Origin of the sequence: Prosthecobacter sp., from assembly GCF_044378005.1 — a bacterium.
Lineage (GTDB): Bacteria > Verrucomicrobiota > Verrucomicrobiia > Verrucomicrobiales > Verrucomicrobiaceae > Prosthecobacter.
On record NZ_JBILYB010000049.1, the window covers coordinates 15688 to 40347 of the forward strand.

Sequence of the window (24660 nt, forward strand, 5' to 3'; positions counted from 1 at the left end):
TTTCTCATTTCATCCGAAATGTCTGAGCTTGGCTGTTCGCCTCCACGAGTTTTCTGTCTAAAGGCACCCAACATGAAACGCCGTCGACTCATCCTGTTCTTGGGCTTCATCGCTTTGCTGGCGGCAGTGGGGTTCTGGCTTCAACGGCCCCTCACCCCGCCTTTTGATCCTGCCTTCAAGCGCATGAGTTCGGTGGAGGTGGCACGACTGCCACTGGCGGCCCGTTTTGATGCTCCGATGGGCTCAGAGCATGGGGCGCTGACTTACAATGCGCAGCCGTTTCGGATCAACCGACACCTCGGGGATGACCTGAATGGCATCGGCGGGTTGAACTCGGATCTAGGCGACCGCGTTTATGCCTCGGGCTTCGGACGTGTGGTGTATGCGGGCGTACCCGGACCGGGCTGGGGAAAGATGATCATCTTGGCCCATCGAATGCGCGAGGCAGAAAAGACACGAGTGATCCAGACGGTGTATGCGCACCTCGATCAGATCTTCGTGAAGCACGGGCAGGTGGTGCAGCGGGGGGAGAAGATCGGCACTGTGGGCACAGCAGGCGGGCAGTATCTCGCGCATCTGCATTTTGAAGTACGCGAGGGTCCCTATGTGAACCCAGGCGTGGGGTATGCAGATGCACCGATGAACCGCCTCTCGCCCGAGCGCTTTCTGGCGCAGCATCGCGGCGCGTCGGATGATCTGCTGAGCCCAGCGCCTACACCGAGGTGACTCCACAAGTCATCAAAACGTGTTTTGACAAAACACGCTTTGATGACGGATACTCCCGGGCATGAGCTTCCATGGTCGTAAACATGAACTTGCCGCGCTGGAGTCTGCTTGGCGCGGACCCGCTTCTTCTTTTCTCCCGGTGTATGGCCGCCGTCGTGTTGGGAAGAGCGAGATGATCGTGCATTTCATGACCGGAAAGCCCGGCATCTATTTCGTTGGTAAGCGAGCACCCGGTGAGACTCAGATCACGGAGTTTATGGAAACGGCTGCCCGTGCTTTAAACGAGCCACTGCTGGCCCGGGCCAGTGTGCGCGGCTGGAAGGATGCCTTGGACCTTGTAGTGAAGCACTGGACGGGGAAGAAGAAGCTCATCCTGGCCCTCGATGAATTTCAGTGGATGGCAGAGGGCGCAGAGGAGCTTCCTTCCATCATCCAGGAGTTATGGGATCGGAGTTGGGCGAAGTCTGGGAAGGTCATGCTTATCCTCTGCGGCTCCTACCTTGGCTTCATGGAGCGCGAGGTGCTGGGGAAGAAGAGCCCGCTCTTTGGCCGCCGCACCGGGCAGATGCTCTTGAAGCCTTTCCATCATCTCGAAGCGGCGGGTTTTCATCCCCGCTACTCGCTGGCAGACAAAGCGCGCGTCTATGCCATCTGCGGCGGCATCCCGATGTACCTGCTGGCCTTTGATGAAAAGCTCTCCGTGGAGCAGAACATCATCAAAAATATCCTCCACGATATCTCCGCACTCTCCCGCGAGCCCGAGTTTCTCCTGCGCGAAGAGCTGCGTGATCTCATGCCCTACCATGCCGTGCTCATGGCCCTGGCTCAGGGGAAAAATGCACCTATTCAGCTCTCCAGCACCACTGGCATCGACGTGCGTGGGCTGAACTACCACCTCAGCACTCTCGTGGATCTCGGCTATGTGCAGCGGCGTTACCCGATCACCGATGTGCGGCCAAACACGCGCACCGTGCGCTATGCGCTGGATGATCCCTTTCTGCGTTTCTGGTTCCGCTTCATCTTCCCTCATCAGAGCACGTTGAAGATGCTCGGCCCAAAGCAGGGCTATGCTGAGATCATCAAACCAGAAATCGAGGCCTACTACGGTCGCTGTTTCGAGCGTCTTTGCCGTGAGTGTCTGCCCATGATCTATCAGGCCGAGGGTGTGCGCTCAGCTTTCGAGTGCGGTGAATACTGGGACAAGAACGTGCAGATCGACGTCGTCGGCGTGCGCAAAGATGGCTGGACAGACCTCGGCGAGTGCAAATGGGGGGATGTCAGCTCCATGCCCGCGCTCGTGAAGGAACTCGACTCCCGCCTGCCACTCTATCCGAACCATCGAGAAGCCACTCTGTGCCGCAGGCTGTTTGTGCGCAGTGTCAAAACACGACCTAAACTGCCAGACGTGACCCTGCATACTCTGGATGATCTTTACCGTCTGAAGCCAGCGCCATAGCAAAGTCATCAAAACACGTTTTGATAAAACACGTTTTGATAAAACACGTTTTGATGACATTGGCCAGACGACCTTTAACAGGCCGCTTGCAACCTGTGGACAGCGCCGCACGTTTCACTCACCCCCACCATGAGCGATCCCACAGCCAAGCCCAAGTTCACCAACGCCCTCGCGAAGGAGAAGTCACCGTACCTTCTCCAGCATGCGCACAATCCTGTGAACTGGATGCCCTGGGGTGATGAGGCCATCGCGAAGGCGAAGGCGGAGGACAAGCCGATCTTCCTCTCCAGCGGCTACTCGACCTGCCATTGGTGCCATGTGATGGAGCGCGAATCGTTCGAGAACGAGGAGATCGCCAAGGTGATCAATGATCATTTCATCCCCGTGAAGGTGGACCGCGAGGAGCGGCCCGATGTCGATCTCACCTACATGACCTATGTGCAGGCCGCGACGGGTGGTGGCGGCTGGCCGATGTCCGTTTTCCTGACGCCGGAGCTGAAGCCCTTCTTCGGCGGCACCTACTTCCCACCCGAGAACAAAGGTGGGCGCATAGGCTTCAAGAGCCTGCTTTTGGAACTGCACAAAGCCTGGACGGAAGATCGCGAAAAGGTGCTCACGAGTTCCAATCGCAGCATCGACAAGCTCCAGGAGCATCTCGATGGCGAGAACGAAGGCGCTGAGGTGAAGACAGACGCCGTGATCCAAAAAGCCTACGACGACCTCGCGAGCAGCTACGACTACCACGAAGGCGGCTTCAGCGGCGCACCGAAGTTCCCGCGCTCGTCATCGATCAATCTCCTCTTCCGCATTCAGAAGGCATGGACGGGCAAAGAAGAGCGCAAAAGCGAGGCTGAGTGGGCTGGCGAGATGTCTGTACGCACTTTGCGCGCGATGGCGAACGGCGGCATCTGGGACCATGTGGGAGGCGGCTTCCACCGCTACAGCGTGGATGGCTACTGGCACATCCCGCACTACGAAAAAATGCTCTACGATCAGGGCCAACTCCTGTGGGCCTACGCCGAGGGGCATCTCGTCACGGGCTCCGTCTTCCTCGCAGAGATCGCGCGGCAGATCGTCGGCTATGCCAAGCGGGATTTGCGTCACCCTGACGGAGGTTTTTTCTCCGCTGAAGATGCCGACAGCCTCGCCAAGGAAGGCGACGACCATAAAAAGGAAGGTGCCTTCTACATCTGGACCGCCGCCGAAATCGACGAACTGCTCGGCAAGGAAGAAGGCAGCGTCTTTCGTTATGCCTACGGCGCTCGTCGCGATGGCAATGCACGCCCGGAGAGTGATCCACACGAGGAGCTGAAAGGCACGAACACCCTCTTCCGTGCCTTCTCCGCCAAGAAGACAGCGGAGTTCTTCAAGAAGACGCCCGAAGAAGTGCAGGTCATCCTCGATCGCGGCCTGAAGCTGCTCTTTGAAGCCCGCAGCAAGCGCCTGCGCCCGCATCGCGATGACAAGATCATCACCGCCTGGAACGGCCTCATGATCTCCGGCCTCGCGCGTGCCGGAGCTGCACTCGGCGAGCCTGAGTTCATCCAACTCGGAGCTCAGGCCGCGCAATTCATCCATGATCAGCTTTGCTCCGAGCAGGGCAAAGGTCTGCATCGCAGTTGGCGCGAAGGTGGACGTGGTCCCAAAGCCTTTGCTATCGACTACGCCGCACTCATTCACGCTCTGCTCGATCTCTATCAGGCCGGGCTCGATGTGAAATGGCTCCAGTGGGCCAGCGCCCTCCAGACGGAGATGGACAGCCTCTTCCTCGACAAAGAAAAAGGCGGCTACTACAGCGTCCACACCCAGATGGCTCACTCCGTTTTGCGCATCAAAGAAGACTACGATGGTGCCGAGCCCTCACCGAACTCCCTCGCCGCACTGAACCTCGCCCGGCTCGCCGCCATCCTGGATGACAAAGCCCATGCCGAGCAGGCGCACAAGCTCCTCACGCTCTTCGGCAAGACACTCCAAGACAGCCCCAGCGCCGTGCCGATGCTTGTCACCGCCGCCGACTTCTTGGAGCGTGGTAAACAGCAGATCGTCCTCGCTGGCGACAAGACCGCGCCCGAGTTCCAAGCGCTGCTCAAAGTCGTGCAATCCCGCCTGCTTCCGAACGCCATCATCCTCCACGCCGATGGTGGCGAAGGCCAAGCCTGGCTCGCCAAGCACAACGAAGCCCTTGCCGAGATGAAACCCGTCAGTGGCCAGCCCGCCGCCTACGTTTGCCAAAACTACACCTGCCAAGCTCCGGTGACGGAAGCAGCAGCGCTGGAGAAGCTGCTTGGATGATCGTTACCTCCGCCGCGCGACGATGATGCTTGTGCGGTCGGGGTAATAGAGATAACCGAAGCCGAAATCGACCGGTTGCACGCTGTAACTGCCGCTCTGGTAGGCGGCTCTGAGATCTGGCTGCTGCTGGGAAAAGATGCCGATGGTGCCCTGGTAGTTGCCGTAGAGTGACAATGACAAGCCGCTGCTCGCAAGCGTGCGCCAAGGCACGCCGGAAGGGTCCTGGACGAGACCGCTTGTGTTGCGGACCAGGTAGTTGCGGATGGTGGAGAAGCTGTCGTTGTGCATCAGATAGGAAGCACTTTTCACGAGGGCAGGCGGGTAGCCCTGCTTTGCCACAAAGGTGAGGAAGGGACCACCAGGGCGCGTGCCGCTGTTCGAGAGATCTTGGCGGAAATAGAAGAGGCGCTTCATGCCGCCAAAGCCGTTGCGGTAGCGGATCATGAGCCCCGGCGCGGAACCACGGGAAGCTCCTGCGAGCACGGCATTGCCAGAGCCGTCGATGCGCATGATGTCCACACTGTCCACGGTGGCACCCGTGCGGGCGAGGAAGGCGAGGAGGATGGGCAGCACGCCACGGAAGCGGCTGGCCTGGAGATCACGGCGCATATCCACTGTCACGAAGTAGCCCGCCTGCATGATGCTGCTGAGGGCAGTGCGGAGGTTATCCAGACCGGCGGAGATTTCCCCCTGGCTGAGCGTTTGCAAGTCGGGCAGTGGCTCGGCGGGTTCGAGACCGCAGAGGATGTAGGTTTCAGCGTGCGGGAAGAGATCGTGTGCGAAGAGATAATCGGGGCCACTGAAGGGATAAAAGAGCGCGCGATGGCCTTGGAGATCGCGGATGTTGGAGGCGGCCCATGAGCGCACGCGCTGGCCTCGTGACCCTTCATGACTCTGCCAGAGAGCCTGCATCTGCTGCTGATGACGGGGATGAGATGCATCCAGGCCGGCAAACAAACGCGCCACATCATTGATGGCCGAGGATCGGGATGACAGGCCTAGTTCCAAAGCCCCCGAGAACAAACTGCCGCCCGTGGAGGACTCCGCACGACGCACAGTGGGACTCCCGCCCGATGTCATGGCGTCCGGCGGCAGGCGGCAGGAAGAGAGTCCGGCAATAACCGCAGTGAGACTAAACCAACGGAGAATGGGGGCGAGGCGGAGGTTCATCGTGGAGACAGATTAGTTAGAGGAGCGAGAGTCAGGCCAGCATTGAGCCGAAGACGTTTAGCAAAATCGCGGGGACCAAGTCAATGCCCACAACCACAGTTTTCGTCAGCGGGGTCGGTATCCTTGATTTCGGCACCGGCTTTGAGCTGCTCGACGAACTCGTTGAACTTCGTGTCCTTGAATTCTTCGATCATACGCTGGCGGACGGAGTCCTTCACCATCTCGAAGGGCATCGGCTCGGAGACTTTCCGTCCCAGGACGGTGCAGATGTGGAAACCGAGCTGAGTGTTGAAGACGGGGCTGATTTCCTTTTCCCCCATGGAAAAGGCGATGGTCTCGAACTCCTCCATAAACTCGCCGCGCTTGAACCAGCCGAGATCAATCATCTGCTGTTCGTCAGCGCGATGCTCTTCGGCGAGCTTCATGAAGTCGGCACCAGCGCGAAGTTCCTGGCGGATGCTGCGCATGGCTTCGAAGACTTCCTGCCGGCTCTTGGCACCTTGCAGGCTCTTCGTGATGTGCGCTGCATGGATCATTTCCTCGGTCATGTAGGCGGCGAGGTTCTTCTCGTAGTAGGCGCGTAGTTCGGCGTCGGTGGGCTCGGGCTCGGTGCCATAGATCTCCCCCAGCATCTTGTCCAAACGCACTCCGCCAGCGACGTTTTGGCGCACGACCGCCTCATCTTTGTGCGGCATGCCGATCTGCATGTAGAACTGAGCTTCTCCGCCGGCACTCTCGATGAGCTTGGTCAGCCGCTCGGTGACCTCAGCCTCATCCACTACCGGCAGCCGCTTCATGGACTCCTGATTCAGCAGGACTCGGGAGATGATATTATCCTTGGCATAGCCTCGGAACTCGGGGTCGCGCTCACAGCAGGAAACTTGGAGCTGACGCTCGTAGTGCCCTTTAACGTTTCGAAATTCTGCCTCGATGACTTCGTCGTCGATTTCTTCTCCATTGATGATCAGTGCCATGACCCGATGGGAAAGCGGACACCGCGAGGCGCAAGGTGAAAGTGCTGCCGGAGATCAGACGGGCTCGACTTCGACTTCCGGGCGCTTGTGCTTGGTGAAGCGGATGTCCTCGGCTTTCTCGATGAAGATGGTGTCTTCGCAGATGTTCTTGGCGTGGTCGCCGACGCGTTCGAGGAAGCGGGCCACGAAGATTAGGTGCAGATAGCTTTCCAGCGGGCTGTTCCTCATCTCCATGATCTGGAGCAGGGAGGCATCGAGCGCTTTCTCGGCGGCGTCGAGTTCCTTGTCCATCAGGCGGGCAGCAGCTGCTGCTTCGGGATCTGCTTCGGTGAATGCCTGGAGGCTGGCGGCGAGGTTGCGAACGCAGAGCTGATAGACGGGCTCGATGAGCTTCACCTCGGCGATTTCGGGGAGGTTGTTGATGTGGCGCGCGCGTTTGGCGATGCTGCTGGCCTGATCGGCGATGCGTTCGAGGTTATTCGCGACGCGGATGGTGCCCATCACCTGGCGGAGGTCGTGAGCGGTGGGCTGAAATTTGAGCAGGACCTGCATGCCGAGCTGGTCGATGCGCTTTTCGAGTTCGTTCACGTCCTGGTCAGCGGCGATGGCGGCATTGCAGAGATCGGTGTCGCGCTCCAGCAGACCTCGCATGGCATCACCGAGGTTTTTCTTGGCCATGCTGGACATGGTGAGCACCTGCTCGCGAAGGCTGGTGAGGGAGTGATTGAAGGAAGTCAGGATGTGATCGTGCATGTGCTGCGGTGGCGTAGCCGCAGGCTACATGGGCAATGTGACATTTTCGACACCAAAGTTTGCCTCATTCACAACAGGAGTACTTTTGGCGGGGCCTTTGGGCTGGCGGTTCGTGCGCTCACAGAAGTCGTGGTAGGTGATGACTTCGAAGCGGCCGTCGTCGTGCTCCAGGATGGCGGTCATGGACTCGACCCAGTCGCCGGAGTTCAGGTAATGGGTCTCGCCGATGATCTTGTTCGCCGGGCTGTGGATGTGGCCGCAGATGATGCCGACGCAGTTCTTCGACTTCGCGAGTTCCTGAAGCTGCTCTTCGTAGCGTCCGACGAAGTTCACGGCGGACTTCACTTTGAGCTTCACCCAGCGGCTGAGTGAGAAGCTTTCTTTGCCGCGAATGTGCCGCCACCAGTTGTAGAGCCGGTTGACGCGCAGGAGGATGTTGTAGCCGATGCCGCCGAGCTTGGCGATCCACGGATGGTTCGTGGTGACGTGGTCGAAGCCGTCGCCATGGACGATGAGGTAGTCGCCACGCTTCGTGTGGTGGATGTGCTCGTCGGTGATGCGGAAGTTGTCGAGCTGGATGGGGATGAAGCGGTCGAGGATGTCGTCGTGATTGCCGCGCAGGTAGAGGATCTCGGTGGCCTCCTTTTCCATCTTCTTGAGCACGGTGCGGAGGAATCCGGTGTGGCCTTTGTTCCAGCCGCCGAGTCGGCGCAGATGCCAGGCGTCGATAATGTCGCCATTCATGATCAACTGATCACAAAGAATGTGACGAATGAAATGAGAGGCCTGAGCGGCTTTGCAGTCTGGCATGCCGAGATGCACATCAGAGATGATGAGGGTGCGCACGCGCAGCTTGGTCTTCTGCCGCGTGGGGTCCACGGGCAGGTCGGCGGGTTCTTCGGCGGCGAGGTCACTCATGAGATGGATGGGGTGGAGATAAATGACGAATGAGTAAAACCGAATGACGAAGGAACGACGAGGCTCGAATGACTGACTTCGATATTTGGGTTTCGACATTCTTTCGTCATTGGAGCTTCGGAATTCGTCATTGCGGCGGCAGTTGAGTCCCTGGTGTTCGCTTGGATTCGATCGCCGCGTGGAGTTCGCCTTCAAACTGCTCGATGACGCGCTTCCAGCCATAGTCGCTGGCGGCCTGGCGCGCGAGGTCGCGTATCGAGGCAGAGTCCCAGTTTGCGGCAGCCTCGCGGGTGGTTTGCAAAAAGGACTCTTCCTGCTCAAAGGGGGCCAGCCAGCCGTTCTGGCCATGTTTGATGACGAGGCGTGGTGCGGCGTAGTCGTAGGCGACGGTGGTGAGCCCGCTGGACATGGCCTCCAGCACGACATTCCCGAAGGTCTCGCTGCTGCTGGGAAAGAGAAAGACATCGCCGCTGGCATAGCATTCAGCGAGTTCGGCACCACGTTTCGCGCCGACGTAGATGCACTCGGGATGCTCGGTTTGCAGAGGCTTCAGTCGCGGACCATCGCCGACGACGACGCAAGGCGCAGCAGGATGAACTTCACGAAAAGCGGCAAAGGCGCGCATGAGCAGCGGGAGGTTTTTTTCGGCGGCGACGCGACCGACGTAGATGGCGACGGGCGTCTTCTCATCAGCACCCCACGAGGCGCGCAGAGCGCTGCTGCGATGGGCTGGCGAGAAGAGTTCCGTGTCCACGCCACGTCCGAGTACGCCGACATTCTGGATGCCCCAGCGCTCCAGCATGGCGGCGGTATCGGCGCTAGGTGTCAGGGTGCGGAAAGTCTGATTGTGGATGCTGCGCAGCAGGCCGGTGGCCACAGTTTCCAAACCGGGAAGGTGGTAGTCTTCGAGGTAGGTTTGGAAATTCGTGTGAAAGCCGGACACGACTGGGATGCCCATCTTTGCCGCCGCCCGGATGCTGGCGATGCCGAGCGGAGTCTCGGTGGCCACGTAGAGCACGTCCGGCTTCATTTCCTCAAACTTCGCCTGCATCTGCCAGGTGGTGCTGATGCCAATGCGCAGCCCAGGATACCCCGGCAGTGGCATGGCCATAACGACGTGACGATGCAGCGGATCAGCCTCGTCATCAGCGGGCACTGTGGTCACGATCTCCACCTCATGCCCACGCGCGGCCAGACCCGCAGCGAAGGTCGAGAGCGACCTCGCCACGCCATTGATGTCCGGCGGGTAGGTGTCAGTGATGAGCATCAGCCTCATGGCAGAAGAGAGAGAACGGTTCGACGACAAAGAAAAGATGGCTGACGAAAAGCAGAAAAGGCCTCCGGCAAACGTGCCTACGGTGACGAATGCGTCACCATTGGAAGTGCTGCCAGTGGGCTTACCTGTCCGCCTTTGTGACGCAGTCGTCACCAAGAAATGTTTGTGACAAAGCCCCCTCACCGCGTAAACCAGCAGGACTATGAGCAAGATTTTGGTGGTCGATGATGAACCGGATATTTCCGAGCTGATTTCCCTGCACATGCTGAGGGAGGGACACGAATGTCATTGCCTGATGAACGGGCTGGAAGTCATGCCCGCCGCCCTGGAGCAGCAACCCGACCTCATCGTGCTGGATCTCATGCTCCCCGGACTGGATGGCATGAGCACCTTCAAACGTCTGCGCGCCGACAGCCGCACCCGCAACATCCCCGTGATCATGCTCACGGCTAAAACGCAGACCACGGACCGCATCAACGGCCTGGAACTCGGTGCTGATGACTATCTCACAAAGCCTTTCTCCCCCCGCGAACTGGCGCTGCGCATCACCGCCATCTTGCGCCGCACGAAGAAGGTGACCCACATCTCCGAAGTGAAGACGGGGGACTTTCATCTGGATCGCAAGAACATGAAGTTCTTCCACAAAGGCAACCCCATCGACCTCACGACCACCGAGTTTAAACTGCTCGCCGTACTGATGGAAAACACATCGGCCGTCCATACAAGAGCCGATCTGCTGCGCGAAGTCTGGGGCTACTCCGACGACGTGGCCACCCGCACGCTCGACACGCACATCAAGCGCCTGCGGGAAAAGCTCGGCGAGGCCGGCAAGCATGTCGTCACCGTCCGTGGCACAGGGTATCAATTCTGCATGGATGCACCAGTGGCAATGGCTGTAGCTGTAGTCGCTTGAGGAGAACTGTCGTGGTCGAACTGGATCGTTACCTGGGCCTGATGAATTTTCCGTCATTCGGATTTCGTCATTCGTCGTTCATGCGCGATTAAATCCGCCCCTTCCCGCATCGTCCATGATCCTTTTCCTCACCGCCGCTCTCATTGCACTCGCCTTATGGGCGTGGAGCAGTGAGAAAAAATGGCGGCGGCGCATGGAGAGCGTCACCCAGGCGGCTGGGCTGAAGGTCTTCGAAGCAGACAAGCTCGCGGCGAAGTTCATCGGCCTTCAGGAAAGCAGCCAGGCGCTGATTAAGGAAGAATATTTGCGTCGGCTGTTCGAGTCCCTGCTTCAGGAAATCCGCCAGGGCGTGGCCATCGTGGACGACCAGATGCGCATCAAGTTCGTGAACCGGACGCTCGCCCATCTCTTCCACAAGACGAGTATCCAGCGCGGGCGGACCTTGATTGAGGAACTGCAGGATCATCAGGTCACCAGCATCGTGCAAGCAGCTCTCACTGATCAACGCCGCACGGTGCGTGAGGTCGAGCTTTCCACCGCGAACAACACGAACGGACGCAACAGCCGCCACTTCCTCATCGAAGCCGCGCCTTTGCCAGCCAGGGCCGAACGCGGAGCCTGGCTGATGATCCACGACATCACCGAGCAGGTCATGGCGGAGCAGGTGCGGAAGGACTTCGTCGCCAATGCCTCTCACGAACTGCGCACACCGCTGACGCTCATCAACGGCTACATCGAGACGCTGCAAAGTGGCGTGCTCAAAGACGAGGCCTCCCTCCAGCGCTGTTACGACGTGATGGAGAAGCATGGCAAGCGCATCATCCGCATCATCGAGGACATGCTCACCATCTCGCGCCTCGAGAACGGCAGCTCTGCGCTCAATGTGGAGCCATTCACTGTGCGCGGCTGCGTGCAGGATGCTCTCGATCACCTCGCACCGATGCTCGAAGGTCGTGACACGCTCATCGACCTCGACTTCCCCGCCGATGGCGGCCCCATGCAGGGCGACCGCTTTTACTGGGATCAGGTTTTCACGAACCTCATCGAGAACTCGATCAAAGAGAATCCGAATCCCGGTCTCGTCATCAAAGTCAGCGGCCAGTGGTTCAGCGATCACTGCGTGCTGCGCGTGTGCGACAATGGCATCGGCATCGCCGCACACGACCTGCCTTTCGTCTTCAAACGCTTCTATCGCGGTCACAAGCATCACAGCCCGCAAATCAAAGGCACCGGCCTCGGCCTCAGCATCGTCCGCCGCGCCATCGAAGCCCATGGTGGCACCCTGGATCTCACTAGCACACCGGGTGTGGAAACGACCTTCACGATGAGGCTTCCTCTGCTGCGGCCAATGACCTAGATCAAGGCTGCTGCCTGAATCAAACCGCCACCTGAATCTTGAACGGCGCGGCTTTGAAAACCACCGGTGTGGTTTCCTGAATCAACTCACCATCCAGCTCGTAGGGCGCTGCTGGTTCGGCCACGACGGTGAACTCGCGCACCTGGAGATAATCGAGATCGAGTGCCGTCTCGTAACCGCGCTCAAGCAACGCCCGGACCATCTGCGCAAACTCCCAGCCGCTCAGTTGGCGAAAGATGAGCAGGTCGAGCAACCCATCTTGATTGTCCGCTTTCGGGAACACCTTCACCGGCCCGCCGTAATGCTTGCCGGAGCCGATCAAAACTACGCTGCCATGCATGTCGGGACGGCCTTCGATCTTCACCGTCAGCACCGGCGGCTTGCGACCCAGCACCTGCACGGCGGACACGACATAGCTCAGCGGCCCGAGTTTCTTTTTCCGCTCCCACGGCGTCTCCTGAATGATCTCCGCATCGAATCCCACACCCGCGAGCTGCACAAAGTAATGCTCATTCGCCTGCCAGAGATCAATCTCGCGCAGCCGACCGCTGCTGATCTTTTGCCAACACGCGGAGATGTCTGCCGAGGGCATCCCAAGCTCCAGTGAAAACACATTCATCGTCCCTACCGGCAGCACGCCGAGCGCGGTGTGCTTTTCGCCTGGAGCACGCTCCGCATTCACACGGCAGATGCCCTGCAGCACCTCGTTCATCGTCCCATCACCGCCTGCCGCCACCACAAGTCCGCGACCTTCCCGCGCCAGTTTTTCCGCGATGGCCGTGGCCTCGCCTGGTGCGGTGGTCATGATCAACTCAGGCTCCGGCGACAGGGCGCGGATCGCCATTTCACGCGCCGCCGCCTGCGTGCTACGCGCGGCGGGATTCAGGATGACAGGGATGCGGTCGGACATGCCGGGCGCGGTTATGAAACCGGATGCCGCCGGGCACAAGTGACAATGCTCGCACTCCTTGCATCTACCTCACGGCATGATTGAATGCGCGCCCCACCATGAGAGACGACCCCACCGTGCCCGCCGACGCCCGTTTTGAGACGCGCGCCATCCATGTCGGCCAGGATTACCGCAGCGAGACAGCCGCGGTCATCCCGCCCATCTACATGACCTCGACCTTCGAGACGGGGAACCCGGGCAGCTTTGATTACACCCGCAGCGGCAACCCGAACTTCCGCAATCTCCAGACCACGCTCGCCAGCCTGGAGAACGCGAAACATGCCACCATCTTCGCCAGCGGCGTCTCCGCCATCACCGCCATCGCCTTCGGATTGAAGGCGGGCGACACCATCGTTTCGGAGCAAAACATCTACGGCTGCACCTACAGGCTCTTCGAGCGTGTGCTGCGGAAGTTCGGCGTCAGCATCAAGTATGTGAACCTCGCCAATCCGGCGAACTACGGCCTCATCGCCGAGCTGAAACCCGCACTGCTGTGGCTGGAATCCCCCACGAATCCACTGCTGAAGATCCTCGACATCCGCGCGCTGTCGGACGTCGCCCACAGCGTCGGCACCGCCGTCGTTGTGGACAATACCTTCGCCTCCAGCCTGCTGCAAAAGCCGCTCGATCTCGGCGCTGATCTCTCCCTGCTCAGCACCACGAAGTACACCAACGGTCACAGCGATGCGCTCGGCGGAGCGGTTTGCTCAAACAGCGACGAGTGGCAGGAGAAGATGATCTTCGCCCAAAAAGCGCTCGGCCTGCAGCCCAGCCCCTTCGACACCTGGCTGACCTCACGCGGCGCGAAGACCGAGGCCCTCCGCATGGAGCGGCACAACGCCAACGCGCTCACACTCGCCACGCGGCTTGAAGCCCACAAGCGCGTGAAGTCCGTGCGCTATCCCTTCCTGCCCAGCCACCCGCAGCATGCGCTCGCGAAGAAGCAAATGACCGGCGGCAGCGGCATGATGCTCGCCGACTTCGGCCACACGCAGGAAGGCGCGCTCGCCTTCATCCGCCGACTGCATCTCTTCACCCAAGCCGAAAGCCTCGGCGGTATCGAAAGCCTCGTCTGCCACCCCGCAACGATGACCCACGCCTCCATCCCCAAAGACATTCGCGAAGCCGCCGGCATCACCGATGGCCTCATCCGCTTCTCCGTCGGCATCGAGCATGTCGAAGATCTGTGGGCGGACATTGAGCGGGCGCTCGCGGCGGGGTGAGAATGCGTGTCCAACAAAAAGCCCAAGGCTCTCACGAACCTTGGGCTTCAAGTTAAGTAGGTTGATGAGCTATTAAGTGATTACGGCAAGCTCGTTGCGCCCATGAGGAAGCGGTCGCATTCGCGGGCGGCACCGCGGCCTTCGTTGAAGGCCCAGACGACGAGGGACTGGCCACGGCGGCAGTCGCCGGCGGCAAAGACGCCGGGGAGGCTGGTGGTGTATTTCTCGTGCTCGGCTTTGATGTTGCTGCGGGGATCGGTTTCGAGCTTGAGGGCCTCCACGAGGGGCTGCTCAGGGCCGAGGAAGCCCATGGCGAGCAGGACGAGCTGCGCGGGCAGGACTTTTTCGGTGCCGGCGATCTTCTGGGGACCGAAGTTGCCTTTGTCGTCTTTCTTCCACTCGACATCGACGACGTGGACGGCCTTCACATTGCCATCAGCATCGCCTTCGAAGTGGGTGGCGGTGGTGAGATAGACGCGGGGATCGTCGCCGAACTTGGCGGCGGCTTCTTCCTGGCCGTAGTCCATCTTGTAGGTCTTGGGCCACTCGGGCCATGGGTTGTTCGCAGCGCGGGTGAGCGGCGGTTTGGCCATGATTTCGAGCTGTGTGACGGTGGTGCAGCCGTGGCGGATGCTGGTGCCGACGCAGTCGGTGCCGGTGTCGCCGCCGCCGATGATGACGACGTCTTTGCCGTCGGCGGTGATGTATTTGCCGCTGGGGTCGAGCACGGCTTTCGTGTTCGCGGTGAGGAAGTCCATGGCGAAATGGATGCCCTTCAATTCGCGGCCGGGGATGGGGAGATCACGCGGCTTGGTGGCTCCGGTGGCGACGATGATGGCATCGAAGTCTTTGCGGAGCTGCTCGGCGGTGATGTCGGTGCCGACGTTGACGTTGCACTTGAAGGTGACGCCTTCGTCTTCCAGCAGCTTCACGCGGCGGAGGACGACTTCGTTCTTGTCGAGCTTCATGTTGGGGATGCCATACATGAGGAGGCCACCGGGACGGTCGGCACGCTCAAAGACGGTGACGGTGTGGCCGGCTTTGTTGAGCTGCGCGGCGGCGCTGAGGCCAGCGGGGCCGGAGCCGATGATGGCGACGGTTTTGCCCGTGCGCTTTTCAGGCGGCTCGGGCTTCACCCAGCCTTCTTCCCAGCCTTTGTCGATGATGCTAACCTCGATGTTTTTGATCGTGACCGGTGGCTCGTGGATGCCGAGCACGCAGGAGCCTTCGCAAGGAGCGGGGCAAACGCGGCCGGTGAACTCGGGGAAGTTGTTCGTCTTGTGCAGGCGGTCGAGCGCTTCTTTCCAGAGGCCGCGATAGATGAGATCATTCCACTCGGGGATGATGTTATTGATCGGGCAGCCGCTGGCCATGCCGCTGATCATCACGCCGCTATGGCAGAAGGGGATGCCGCAGTCCATGCAGCGCGCGCCTTGGTTTTTGAGCTGCTGCTCGGGCAGGTGCAGATGGAATTCCTTCCAATCTTTGATGCGGAGCAGTGGATCGCGGTCTGCGGGGAGTTCGCGTTCGAATTCGATGAAGCCGGTTGGTTTTCCCATGGTCTCTGGTCTGTGAAAAAAGTGATGTCTGTGGGGTTCGGGTCGTGCGGGGCTAGATGCTAGCTCCCTCCGATGCGGGCGACGTCGCGGGCGTTGGCTTCAAAGGCGGCGTTCAGGGCGTCGTCGCCGGTGAGGCCGTCGGAGTTGGCTTTCTTGATGGCCTTGAGGACGCGCGCATAGTCGCGAGGCATCACTTTGACGAACTTCGGCACCATTTGCTCCCAGAGGGCGAGGACCTTGAAGGCCTTCTGGCTCTTGGTGAGGTCGGCGTGCTTTTTGATGAGTTCGTAGAGAGCTTCGGTCTCTTCTTTGTCATCGAGCTTTTCGAGATCGGCCATGCTGGTGTTGCAATGGTTGGCGAAGTCGCCCTCCTCATCGAGCACATAGGCGACACCTCCGCTCATGCCTGCGGCGAAGTTGCGACCCGTGCTGCCGAGGACGACGACGCGGCCTCCGGTCATGTATTCGCAGCCGTGGTCGCCCACGCCTTCGACGACGGTATCGACGCCGCTGTTGCGGACGGCGAAGCGCTCGCCAGCCCTGCCGCGCAGGAAGAGCTCGCCACTGGTCGCGCCATAGAGCGCGGTGTTGCCAGCGATGATGTTTTCATCGGCGGCAAAGGTGGAGGCTTCCGGCGGATAGATGACGATGCGGCCGCCGCTGAGGCCCTTGCCGATGTAGTCATTGCCGTCGCCTTCGATCTCGAGCGTGACGCCCTTCGGAACGAAAGCGCCGAAGCTCTGACCAGCGGTGCCTTTGAACTTGAGATGCACGGTGCCGTCCGGCAGGCCGTGCCAGTGGCGCTTGGTGATCTCGTTGCCGAGGATCGTGCCGACGGTGCGGTTGACGTTGCGGATGGAGAGTTCGGCGGTGACTTTTTCGCCCTTCTCGATGGCTGGTTTGCAGATGTCGAGGAGCTGGGTGATGTCGAGACTGCGGTCGATGCCGTGATCCTGGATCTCGGTGCAGAAACGGCCCACGTCGTCGCTGACATCGGGGCGGTAGAGCAGGTTCGTGAGGTCGATGCCTTTGGCTTTCCAATGTTCGACAGCGGCGCGAGGCTCCAGCACATCCGTGCGGCCCACCATTTCATCAAGCGTGCGGAAGCCGAGTTCGGCCATGAGCTCGCGCACTTCTTGGGCGATGAAGCGCATGAAGTTCGCCGCGTGCTCGGGATCGCCGCTGAATTTGGCGCGGAGCTGCGGATCCTGGGTGGCGACACCGACGGGGCAGGTATTCAGATGGCAGACGCGCATCATGATGCAGCCGAGCGTGACGAGCGGAGCAGTGGCAAAACCAAACTCTTCAGCGCCGAGCAAGGCGGCGATAATGACATCGCGGCCGGACTTCATCTGGCCATCAGCTTCGACGACGATGCGACTGCGGAGGTTGTTCAGCACGAGCGTCTGGTGCGTCTCGGCGAGACCGAGTTCCCAGGGCAGGCCCGCGTGTTTCACGGAGGTCTGCGGGGAGGCACCGGTGCCGCCGTCGAAGCCAGAGATGAGCACGACATCGGAGTGCGCCTTGGCCACGCCGGCGGCGATGGTGCCGACGCCGACTTCGGAGACAAGCTTCACGCTGATGCGGGCCTCGCGGTTCGCGTTTTTCAGGTCGTGGATGAGCTGCGCCAAGTCCTCAATGGAATAGATGTCATGATGCGGAGGCGGCGAGATGAGGCCGACGCCCGGCGTGGAGCCGCGCACCTTGGCGATCCAGGGATACACCTTCGATCCAGGAAGCTGGCCGCCTTCACCGGGCTTCGCGCCCTGGGCCATCTTGATCTGGATTTCGCGTGCCTGGCTCAGATAGAGGCTGGTGACGCCGAAACGACCGGAGGCCACCTGCTTGATGGCAGAGTTCTTCGAATCGCCGCGCTCGTTGGTCCAAGTGAAGCGTGCTTCGTCTTCGCCGCCTTCGCCGGTGTTCGACTTGCCGCCGATGCGGTTCATCGCGATGGCGAGGGATTCATGCGCTTCGCTGGAGATGGAGCCATAGCTCATCGCGCCTGTTTTGAAGCGCTTCATGATTGAGTCGATGGACTGTACTTCCTCGATAGGCACTGGAGTGCGCTTCTTGAAGTCCAGCAGGCCGCGCAGCGTGTAGTGCTGCTTGATCTGCGTGTTCACCAGCGCGGTGTATTGCTTGAAGGTCTCATAGTTGCCCGTGCGGACAGCCTTCTGGAGGGTGTGGATGGTGAGCGGGTTGAAAAGGTGGGCCTCACCTTCTTTACGCCATTGATAATCACCGCCGACGTCGAGCGCGTGGACCTGGGAATCGCGATCCGGGAAGCCGCGCATGTGGCGCTGGATAGCTTCCTCGGCGATGACCTTGATGTCGCTGCCTTCGATGCGGGTGGCGGTCCAGGAGAAGTATTTGTCCACCACGCTCTGGCTGAGGCCCACGGCTTCAAAGATCTGCGCGCCGCGATAGCTCTGCATCGTGGAGATGCCAATCTTCGAGGCGACTTTGATAACGCCCTTGGTCGCGGCCTTGATGAAGTTATAGACGGCCTTCTTGTGATCCACACCGACGAGCAGACCCTGGCGGATCATGTCGTCGAGCGTTTCAAAAGCGAGGTAGGGATTGATGGCTCCACAGCCGTAACCGATCAGCGTGCAGAAGTGATGCACTTCACGCGGCTCGCCGGACTCCAGCACGAGATCGCACTGGGTGCGGGTGCCTTTGCGGATGAGGTGATGATGCAGCCCGCCGACCGCGAGCAGCGCCGGGATGGCGGCGCGATCAGCACGCACGCCACGGTCGGAAAGGATGAGAATATTCCAGCCCTGGGTGACGAGTTCATCGGCCTTGGCGCAGATTTTTTCCATCGCCTTCTCCATGCCAGCCGCGCCCTTCTTTGGATCAAAGAGGATCTCGATGGTGGCGGACTTGAACTGGCCCTCGGCCACGCTCTTGAGCTTAGCGAGATCTTCGTTGCTGAGGATCGGCGTCTTGAGCTCGATCAAGTGGCAGCTTTCAGGCTGAGGATCGAGCAGATTGCCCTCCGCACCGATGGTGGTGACGGGGGAGGTGACGATTTCCTCGCGGATGCAGTCGATGGGCGGGTTCGTGACCTGCGCGAAGAGCTGTTTGAAGTAATCGTAGAGCAGCTTCGACTTGTTCGAGAGCACAGCCAGCGGGATGTCCGTGCCCATGGAGCCGATGGCTTCCACGCCGTCTTTGCCCATGGGGACCATGAGTTTACGGAGGTCTTCAAAGCTGTAACCAAAGGCCTGCTGGCGCTGCAGCATGGTTTCGTGGTCGGGTGGCGCGACGGGCTCGCCGTCTTTGATGTCTGCCAGCTTCACGAGGTGCTTGTCCAACCACTCGCGGTAGGGTTTTTCTGCGGCAATCTTCGCCTTGATCTCGTCATCGGGGACGATGCGGCCTTCCTCCATGTTCACGATGAACATCTTTCCGGGCTGGATGCGGCCTTTGAGCTTCACGTTCTCCGGTGCGATGGGCAGCACGCCCGCTTCGGAAGCCATGATCACGTGATCGTCGTGCGTCACATAGTAGCGCGAAGGGCGTAGACCGTTGCGGTCCAGCGTGGCACCCATCATCGTGCCATCGGTGAAGGCCACGGAAGCCGGGCCATCCCAGGGTTCCATGAGGCAGGAATGGTATTCGTAGAAGGCCTTGCGGGACTCATCCATTGACTCATGACCGCTCCACGGCTCAGGAATCATCATCATCATCGCGTGCGGCAGCGAGCGACCGCCCATGACGAGCAGTTCGAGCACGTTGTCGAACATCGCGGAGTCCGAACCGCTCTCGTTCACGATGGGGAAGAGCTTCTTCACATCCTCAAACAACGGGCTTTCGAGCAGCGACTGCCGGGCCTTCATCCAGTTGATGTTGCCGCGCAGGGTGTTGATCTCGCCGTTGTGGGCGATGTAGCGATACGGGTGCGAGCGCTCCCAGCTCGGGAAAGTGTTCGTGGAGAAACGGGAGTGAACCAGCGCCAGCGCCGACTCCATGTCCGGGTCCTGAAGGTCGAGGAAATACGCGCCGACCTGCTCCGGCATGAGCATGCCTTTATAAACCAGCGTGCGGGAGGAAAGGCTGGGGCAATACCAGAACTCGTCGATCTCCGCCGTGCGGATGGCGGTGACGGAGCGCTTGCGGATCACATAGAGCTTCCGCTCAAAGGTCTGCTGATCAGGGCAGCAGCCGCCGCGTGCGATGAAGGCCATGCGCATGAAGGGCTCGCTGGCTTTCGCCGTGAAGCCGATCATCGAGTTGTCCACCGGCACATCGCGCCAGCCGAGCACTTTTTGACCTTCCTCAGCAGCGACTTTTTCAAAGGCCTTGGCAGCCGCGTCGCGCTTGGACTGATCTGGCGAGCAGTAGGCCAGCGCCACGCCGTAGTGACCTTCGGCAGGCAGCTCCACGCCCTGGCCTGCAGCCACTTTGCGCACAAATTTGTCCGGCATCTGCATCAGGATACCCGCGCCGTCACCGGTGTTCTTTTCGGAACCCACCGCGCCGCGATGGTCGAGATTGATCAGGATGGTCAGACCCTGCTGCACAATGTCGTGGGAACGTTTCCCCTTCATCTGACAAATGAAGCCGACGCCACATGCGTCGTGCTCGAACTGTGGATCATAGAGGCCTTGTTTCGGAGGGAGTCCTGGGGAGGTCATTTTAGTGCAAAAGGGGGCCGCATTTAGCCGCTTTGACCCGGGAACGCAACCCGGGAGTTTGCCGGGCTAGTCCAGGTGAGTTATTCACAAAGACAGGGCTCGGAAAACACCAAAGCGACACGTGGACCGGCGGGTTGGCGATCCCCGTGAAGGGTGGGAAAAGATGGCAAAGCAGGATGCCTGCCACCTCGAAACTGATTTACGGCTTGTCTAAGTTCACCGAGCGGAGTTTTTCATGTGAGCGCCGCAGACTCGCCCGCCCTACCTCTTCTTCGCCCGAGCAAAGCGGTTCTGCCGATCCACTTCGGGTGTTGGTGGTGTAGGTTTCGGCTCGGGTTGGGCGGCTTCGGCCGTCTTCTCCACCACTCGTTCCTTCAGCCGCTCTTGATGCTGCTTCGTCGCGCGGGTGGGTTTGGCCTCGCGCTTCTTTTTCCATCCGGCGAAGGCCCACTCGGGCATCTGCCAGCCGGTGCGGGTGACGAGCGCCTCAATGAGCATGAGCACCAGCGCGGTGAGCAAAAGCAGGCTCTGCATGTCGGTGAAGCGGACGACCTGCGGACTGCGCCAGGCTTGGCTGAGATCGAGCAGCTCGCGGCCGCCACTCGTCACGGCGGTGCGGCGGAGTTCATCGGCTCGGGTTTCGTCAAAGGCCCACTCGGTGCTGCTGCCCAGCAGGGTGGGGCCGAAACTGAGGGCGGTGCCGCCGAGCTGCACGGCTCCACGCACCATCTCGCCCTCCGTGAGGGTGACGCTGGCCTGGTAATGTCCGGGCGCGAGCCGCTCCCAAGCGAGTTCGTGGGCTCCGGCGGCATTGCTGCCGTGCGCCATCATGATGCGAGGTGGCTTGGCTTGCAGTTTGGGTTCCCACTCGCTGTCGTGCGTGAGTTCGAGCGTGAGTTGATTGCCGGCGAGGTTGTGTTTCAAACCGACGCCGGGAGGCAATTGCTCGCCCATGAGCCAGCGGACGAGGGTTTGGAGGAAGTCGCCATACGTCGGCCAAGCGCGGATTTTGGCCGAATGCTCTCCGCCGAGGGCAAAACTGACCGCAGCGGTTCTGCCGATGCCGCGCTGACCAAAGGCGACGAGCGGGGCAGTGTATTCGTCCTTCGTGATGAGGCCCTGGCTGGCCCAGTCACGCAGGTAGCTGAGGTTGTAGCCATCAGCTTCGGGCAGCCAGTCGAGCGTCTGGCTGCTGATCTCGAACCAGCCGCCCGCAGGCTGCGTTTTCACCGGATCGACGATGAAAGCACTGCGCGCGACGGCCACGGTCTCCTGGCTGAAGATGTTCGGCAGTTCCTCGGCCTTCTCGGTGAAGAAAAGACGACCTTTCCCGCGCTTGGCGATGTCTTCCAGCAAGGCAGCATCGACATCACTGCGAGTGCCGAGCGCGATGACACTGACGGTGCCGCTACCCGCGAGGATCTCGTCGATGAGGCGCTTGTAGTCTCCGGGCTCTTCGGAGTCGTTGGCATCGGAAAAGAGGATGATGTGGCGCTGCCCAGCAGGTGCGGTTTTGAGCTGATCCCACGCGGCCTTCAGCCCCTCATAAACATAGATGCCGCCGCCCGTGCTTTCGATGCGGCGCACGGCGCTTTCCATCTTCTCGCGATTCGGCCCCACCTGCTGCAGCGGCACCATTTCATGGGCGCTGCTGTCCACGGCGAAGACGGTCAGCAGATCCTGCCCGCCGAGGAAGCGGATGGCATTGCCCGCGCCTTCATCGGCGAGCTGCATTTTGGTAAACCCATTCGCCACCGTCATGCCCATGGAGCCGCTGCGATCCATCACGATGGCCATCGCCACGACGAGCTTCCGATGCTCCTGCTTCATCTCCATCGACACGGGCAAAAGCGGATCGATCGCCGACTCGAAGTAGCCACCTGCCGCGAAGCTTTTCTTCCCGCCCGCCATCAGCAGACTGCCGCCCTGCTCGCGCACATAAAAATCGAGAGCACGGAGGAAGTCAGTGGGTAGTTCAAAGGCAGGCACGTTGTTTAAAATGACGCACTTCACCCCTGCGAGCTGGCCGGGCCGGATGCCTCGAAGCTCGGTCACCGTTTCAACCGTGAAACCTTGCCGCTGAAGCGTCGGAGCCACCGGATCATCGAGATACGACGTGAGTAAAAGCACTCTCGGTCCGCCCGCGATCTCGATCATCGCTTCGTGGCGATTGTTTCCCGGATGCGCGTCTTTCTCCGGTTGGATCAGCGCCTCGTAATGTGCCACGCCAGCGGTGATGAGTCGATCCGTGAAGCGCAGCCGACCACTGCCGAGATGCACCTCCACGTCGGTGGATTTCAGCTCCTTGCCATCGCGGAGAATGGTGAGCGGCACCTTGCCATCGCGGGTGCCTTTCACCTCCACCTCGATCATGAAAGGCTCGCCGAGCTGCGACCTCGAAGGCATCTCCAAGGCAGCCACGCGGAAGTCCGTCGGCTCAGGATCACGCACCAGCCGGTAATCCAGCTCTACCCCTTGCCGCGTCAGCTTTTCCGCGATGCCCGAGAGCGGCTCTGTGGCATAGCCATCGGTGAAAGCCAGCACGCGAGCGGGTCGGTCTTTGCCCTCCTTTTGAGCCAAAGTCAGCGCCTGCGTGATCGCCATCGCCGTCTGGGTGGAGTGACGATTCCGCGCATAAAGCTCCGCGCCCTCCGCCCCGCGTCGCATCACCTCGCTGGCGTAGTTCAGGAAGAAGAGCCGGTCATTGGCCCCGCGATGCTTTTCCAGCAGCTTTTCCCACTCCGGCAGCCCTTTCGCCATCGGCTCCTCTGCCGACACCGACGAATCCAGCAGCACCCAAAGATCGATCCCATCCTGAAGTCGCCGCCACTGCGGCTCCGCCAGAGCGAGCGTGATCAGCGCCAGCAAAACGATCCGCAAAGGCTTCCACACCCCGAGTCGCGGCACCATCCATCCCGCGAGCAGTAGGATGGGAAGAAGCGCGAGCCATTCAGGGTGGCGGAGGGTCATGGGTGAAGAATTGGGCCAGTCATTATCTGGAAAACTCCGTGCCGTCTATGTCGCAACTTCCATGATTCGGCAATTCATCCTCTTCTCCAGCCGGACGTCACGACGAGACTCAGATCTGCCCGCTGGAGGTGTTTCTGAAAAGCGCCAGTGTCCAAGGGCTGAAAAATCAACCTTTAGGATTGACGCCATGGCCATCATGGGCTGAAAATTCAGCCCATGAAAAATAATCCCCATCTCAGCCGTCGCGAACGCGAGGTGATGGACCTCGTCTTTGCCCAGGGCGAGGCCACGCTCTCGCAGATCCTGGAGGGCATGGAGTCTCCGCCCACGCGCCCCGCGCTACGCTCCATCCTCACCATTTTGGAGGGCAAAGGACACCTCAAGCACCGGCAGGACGGGCGTGAGTTCATCTACCAGCCAGTGCATTCGCGGGAGGAGGTGGGGCAGTCCACGCTGAGCCGGGTCATCGGCACCTTTTTCGGCGGATCGCTCACCCAGGCCATGGCCGCTTATCTCAGTCATCCGCAGACCCAGCTCAGTGCGGATGAAGTCGCCGAACTCCGACGCTTCCTCGACGAGGCCAAACCCAAATAACCCTGAACCCGACCGCCGCCATGACGACCAGCCAACTCCTCTCCTCCACACCGGGCTGGCTGCTCGATGTGGCTCTACAATCCACCGCGCTCCTCGTGATCGCGGGACTGGTGACGGCCTTCATTCCCCGGCTCTCGGCGGCGCGGAAACACTTCGTCCAAGCCTCCGCGCTGCTTTTGATCCCTGTGGTCATGCTCAGCAGCTTCTTCGCGCCGAGTTGGCGGATCGAATGGAGGGCAGAGCCTGCTCAGCTTCCCGCTGGGATTCTCACAACCACAGAGCTCGACCAGCAAACCGTGCCTCCACGCATGGCCTCGACGGTCTCCATGACCGTGGCTCAAGCCGATGTGCCGCATTCACCCATGTGGGCGCTGCTTTGGCTGGCAGGCATCGGCTTCGGAAGCATCGCGCTGGGGTTTTCTGCTCTGTCGCTGAGACGACTGCGGGCTGCATCTCGACCTGTGGAGGATTCAGCCATCCGGCGCTGCTTTCAGGAAGAAGCGGCGGCCTTTCGCCTGGACCTGCCAGACACGAGCCTGCGTATGAGCGCAGATTGCCACGTGCCGATGACTTGGGGCCTCGCCAACCAAACTGTGCTGCTCCCCGAGCAAGCCTGCGAGTGGCCCGAGGCACGGCTCAGGCTCGTCCTGCGGCACGAGCTGGCGCACATCGCCAGTGGAGACATTCTCGTTTCCCTACTCACCTCGGTCGCGGCATTGCTGCTGTGGTTTCATCCGCTCGTCTGGCTCATGCTGCGCGCCAGTCAGCGCTCCCGCGAGCAGGCCAGCGATGACCTCGCGCTCGCCCACAGCGGTCAAAACGCGGGCGACTTTGCCGAAGAACTGCTCGCCGCCGTCGCTTCGCTCGGAGCACAATTCAGCCGC

Annotated in this window: 17 protein-coding genes; 8 read left to right on the forward strand and 9 right to left on the reverse strand. The window is 60.6% G+C overall.

The features are described 5' to 3' along the window. Window positions 1-72: 72 nt before the first annotated feature. The 3 genes from AC6FTP_RS11740 (at window position 73) to AC6FTP_RS11750 (ending at window position 4474) form a co-directional block, all read left to right on the forward strand. Entirely contained in the window at window positions 73-726 is a 654-nt protein-coding gene (locus AC6FTP_RS11740; RefSeq protein WP_497207107.1) for a murein hydrolase activator EnvC family protein, read from the forward strand. A 61-nt stretch (window positions 727-787) separates the two neighbouring features. Next, window positions 788-2182, forward strand: a complete 1395-nt coding sequence (locus AC6FTP_RS11745; RefSeq protein ID WP_497207108.1) for an ATP-binding protein — start codon at window positions 788-790, stop codon at window positions 2180-2182. Between the two features lie 129 nt (window positions 2183-2311). Continuing rightward, the gene (locus AC6FTP_RS11750) at window positions 2312-4474 is read left to right on the forward strand and encodes a thioredoxin domain-containing protein (protein WP_497207109.1); all 2163 of its coding nucleotides are present in this window, start codon (window positions 2312-2314) and stop codon (window positions 4472-4474) included. A gap of 3 nt (window positions 4475-4477) precedes the next feature. On the opposite strand, the gene AC6FTP_RS11755 is transcribed toward AC6FTP_RS11750, so the two are convergent. From AC6FTP_RS11755 to AC6FTP_RS11775, 5 genes are all read right to left on the reverse strand, one after another. Then, window positions 4478-5644, reverse strand: a complete 1167-nt coding sequence (locus AC6FTP_RS11755; RefSeq protein WP_497207110.1) for a hypothetical protein — start codon at window positions 5642-5644, stop codon at window positions 4478-4480. Between the two features lie 80 nt (window positions 5645-5724). Further along, window positions 5725-6618, reverse strand: coding sequence for a peptidylprolyl isomerase (locus AC6FTP_RS11760; RefSeq protein WP_497207111.1), 894 nt, complete (start codon window positions 6616-6618; stop codon window positions 5725-5727). Between the two features lie 54 nt (window positions 6619-6672). Beyond that, window positions 6673-7371: a phosphate signaling complex protein PhoU gene (gene phoU / locus AC6FTP_RS11765; protein WP_497207112.1), complete on the reverse strand. Its 699-nt coding sequence runs from the start codon at window positions 7369-7371 to the stop codon at window positions 6673-6675. A 24-nt stretch (window positions 7372-7395) separates the two neighbouring features. Next, window positions 7396-8289, reverse strand: coding sequence for a UDP-2,3-diacylglucosamine diphosphatase (locus AC6FTP_RS11770; protein WP_497207113.1), 894 nt, complete (start codon window positions 8287-8289; stop codon window positions 7396-7398). Window positions 8290-8416: 127 nt separating this feature from the next. Next, entirely contained in the window at window positions 8417-9565 is a 1149-nt protein-coding gene (locus AC6FTP_RS11775) for a glycosyltransferase family 4 protein (protein WP_497207114.1), read from the reverse strand. 202 nt (window positions 9566-9767) lie between these two features. Here AC6FTP_RS11775 and AC6FTP_RS11780 point away from each other — a divergent pair, with 202 nt between their 5' ends. Then, on the forward strand, window positions 9768-10478 hold the full coding sequence (locus AC6FTP_RS11780; RefSeq protein WP_497207115.1) for a response regulator transcription factor: 711 nt from the start codon (window positions 9768-9770) through the stop codon (window positions 10476-10478). A gap of 115 nt (window positions 10479-10593) precedes the next feature. After that, window positions 10594-11835: a sensor histidine kinase gene (locus AC6FTP_RS11785; protein WP_497207116.1), complete on the forward strand. Its 1242-nt coding sequence runs from the start codon at window positions 10594-10596 to the stop codon at window positions 11833-11835. 19 nt (window positions 11836-11854) lie between these two features. Here AC6FTP_RS11785 and AC6FTP_RS11790 read toward each other — a convergent pair whose 3' ends face one another. Continuing rightward, complete coding sequence (locus tag AC6FTP_RS11790) at window positions 11855-12745, reverse strand: diacylglycerol/lipid kinase family protein (protein ID WP_497207117.1); 891 nt, start codon at window positions 12743-12745, stop codon at window positions 11855-11857. Between the two features lie 98 nt (window positions 12746-12843). Between AC6FTP_RS11790 and AC6FTP_RS11795 the strand changes: the two genes are divergently transcribed. Continuing rightward, window positions 12844-14007 (forward strand): trans-sulfuration enzyme family protein, encoded by a 1164-nt coding sequence (locus tag AC6FTP_RS11795; RefSeq protein ID WP_497207118.1) that lies wholly within the window; start codon window positions 12844-12846, stop codon window positions 14005-14007. An 80-nt stretch (window positions 14008-14087) separates the two neighbouring features. Here the strand turns inward: AC6FTP_RS11795 and AC6FTP_RS11800 are convergent, their stop codons facing one another. The 3 genes from AC6FTP_RS11800 to AC6FTP_RS11810 form a co-directional block, all read right to left on the reverse strand. Further along, window positions 14088-15566 carry a glutamate synthase subunit beta gene (locus AC6FTP_RS11800; RefSeq protein ID WP_497207119.1) on the reverse strand — a complete coding sequence of 493 codons (1479 nt, stop codon included), beginning with the start codon at window positions 15564-15566 and terminating at the stop codon, window positions 14088-14090. Window positions 15567-15625: 59 nt separating this feature from the next. After that, window positions 15626-20212 (reverse strand): glutamate synthase large subunit, encoded by a 4587-nt coding sequence (gene gltB, locus AC6FTP_RS11805; RefSeq protein ID WP_497207120.1) that lies wholly within the window; start codon window positions 20210-20212, stop codon window positions 15626-15628. Between the two features lie 261 nt (window positions 20213-20473). Next, on the reverse strand, window positions 20474-23182 hold the full coding sequence (locus AC6FTP_RS11810; protein ID WP_497207121.1) for a vWA domain-containing protein: 2709 nt from the start codon (window positions 23180-23182) through the stop codon (window positions 20474-20476). A 216-nt stretch (window positions 23183-23398) separates the two neighbouring features. On the opposite strand from AC6FTP_RS11810, the gene AC6FTP_RS11815 reads away from it, so the two are divergent. Both AC6FTP_RS11815 and AC6FTP_RS11820 read left to right on the forward strand, forming a co-directional pair. Next, entirely contained in the window at window positions 23399-23776 is a 378-nt protein-coding gene (locus AC6FTP_RS11815; protein WP_497207122.1) for a BlaI/MecI/CopY family transcriptional regulator, read from the forward strand. Between the two features lie 20 nt (window positions 23777-23796). Beyond that, a partial coding sequence (locus AC6FTP_RS11820; RefSeq protein WP_497207123.1) for a M56 family metallopeptidase occupies window positions 23797-24660 on the forward strand: 864 nt, incomplete at its 3' end.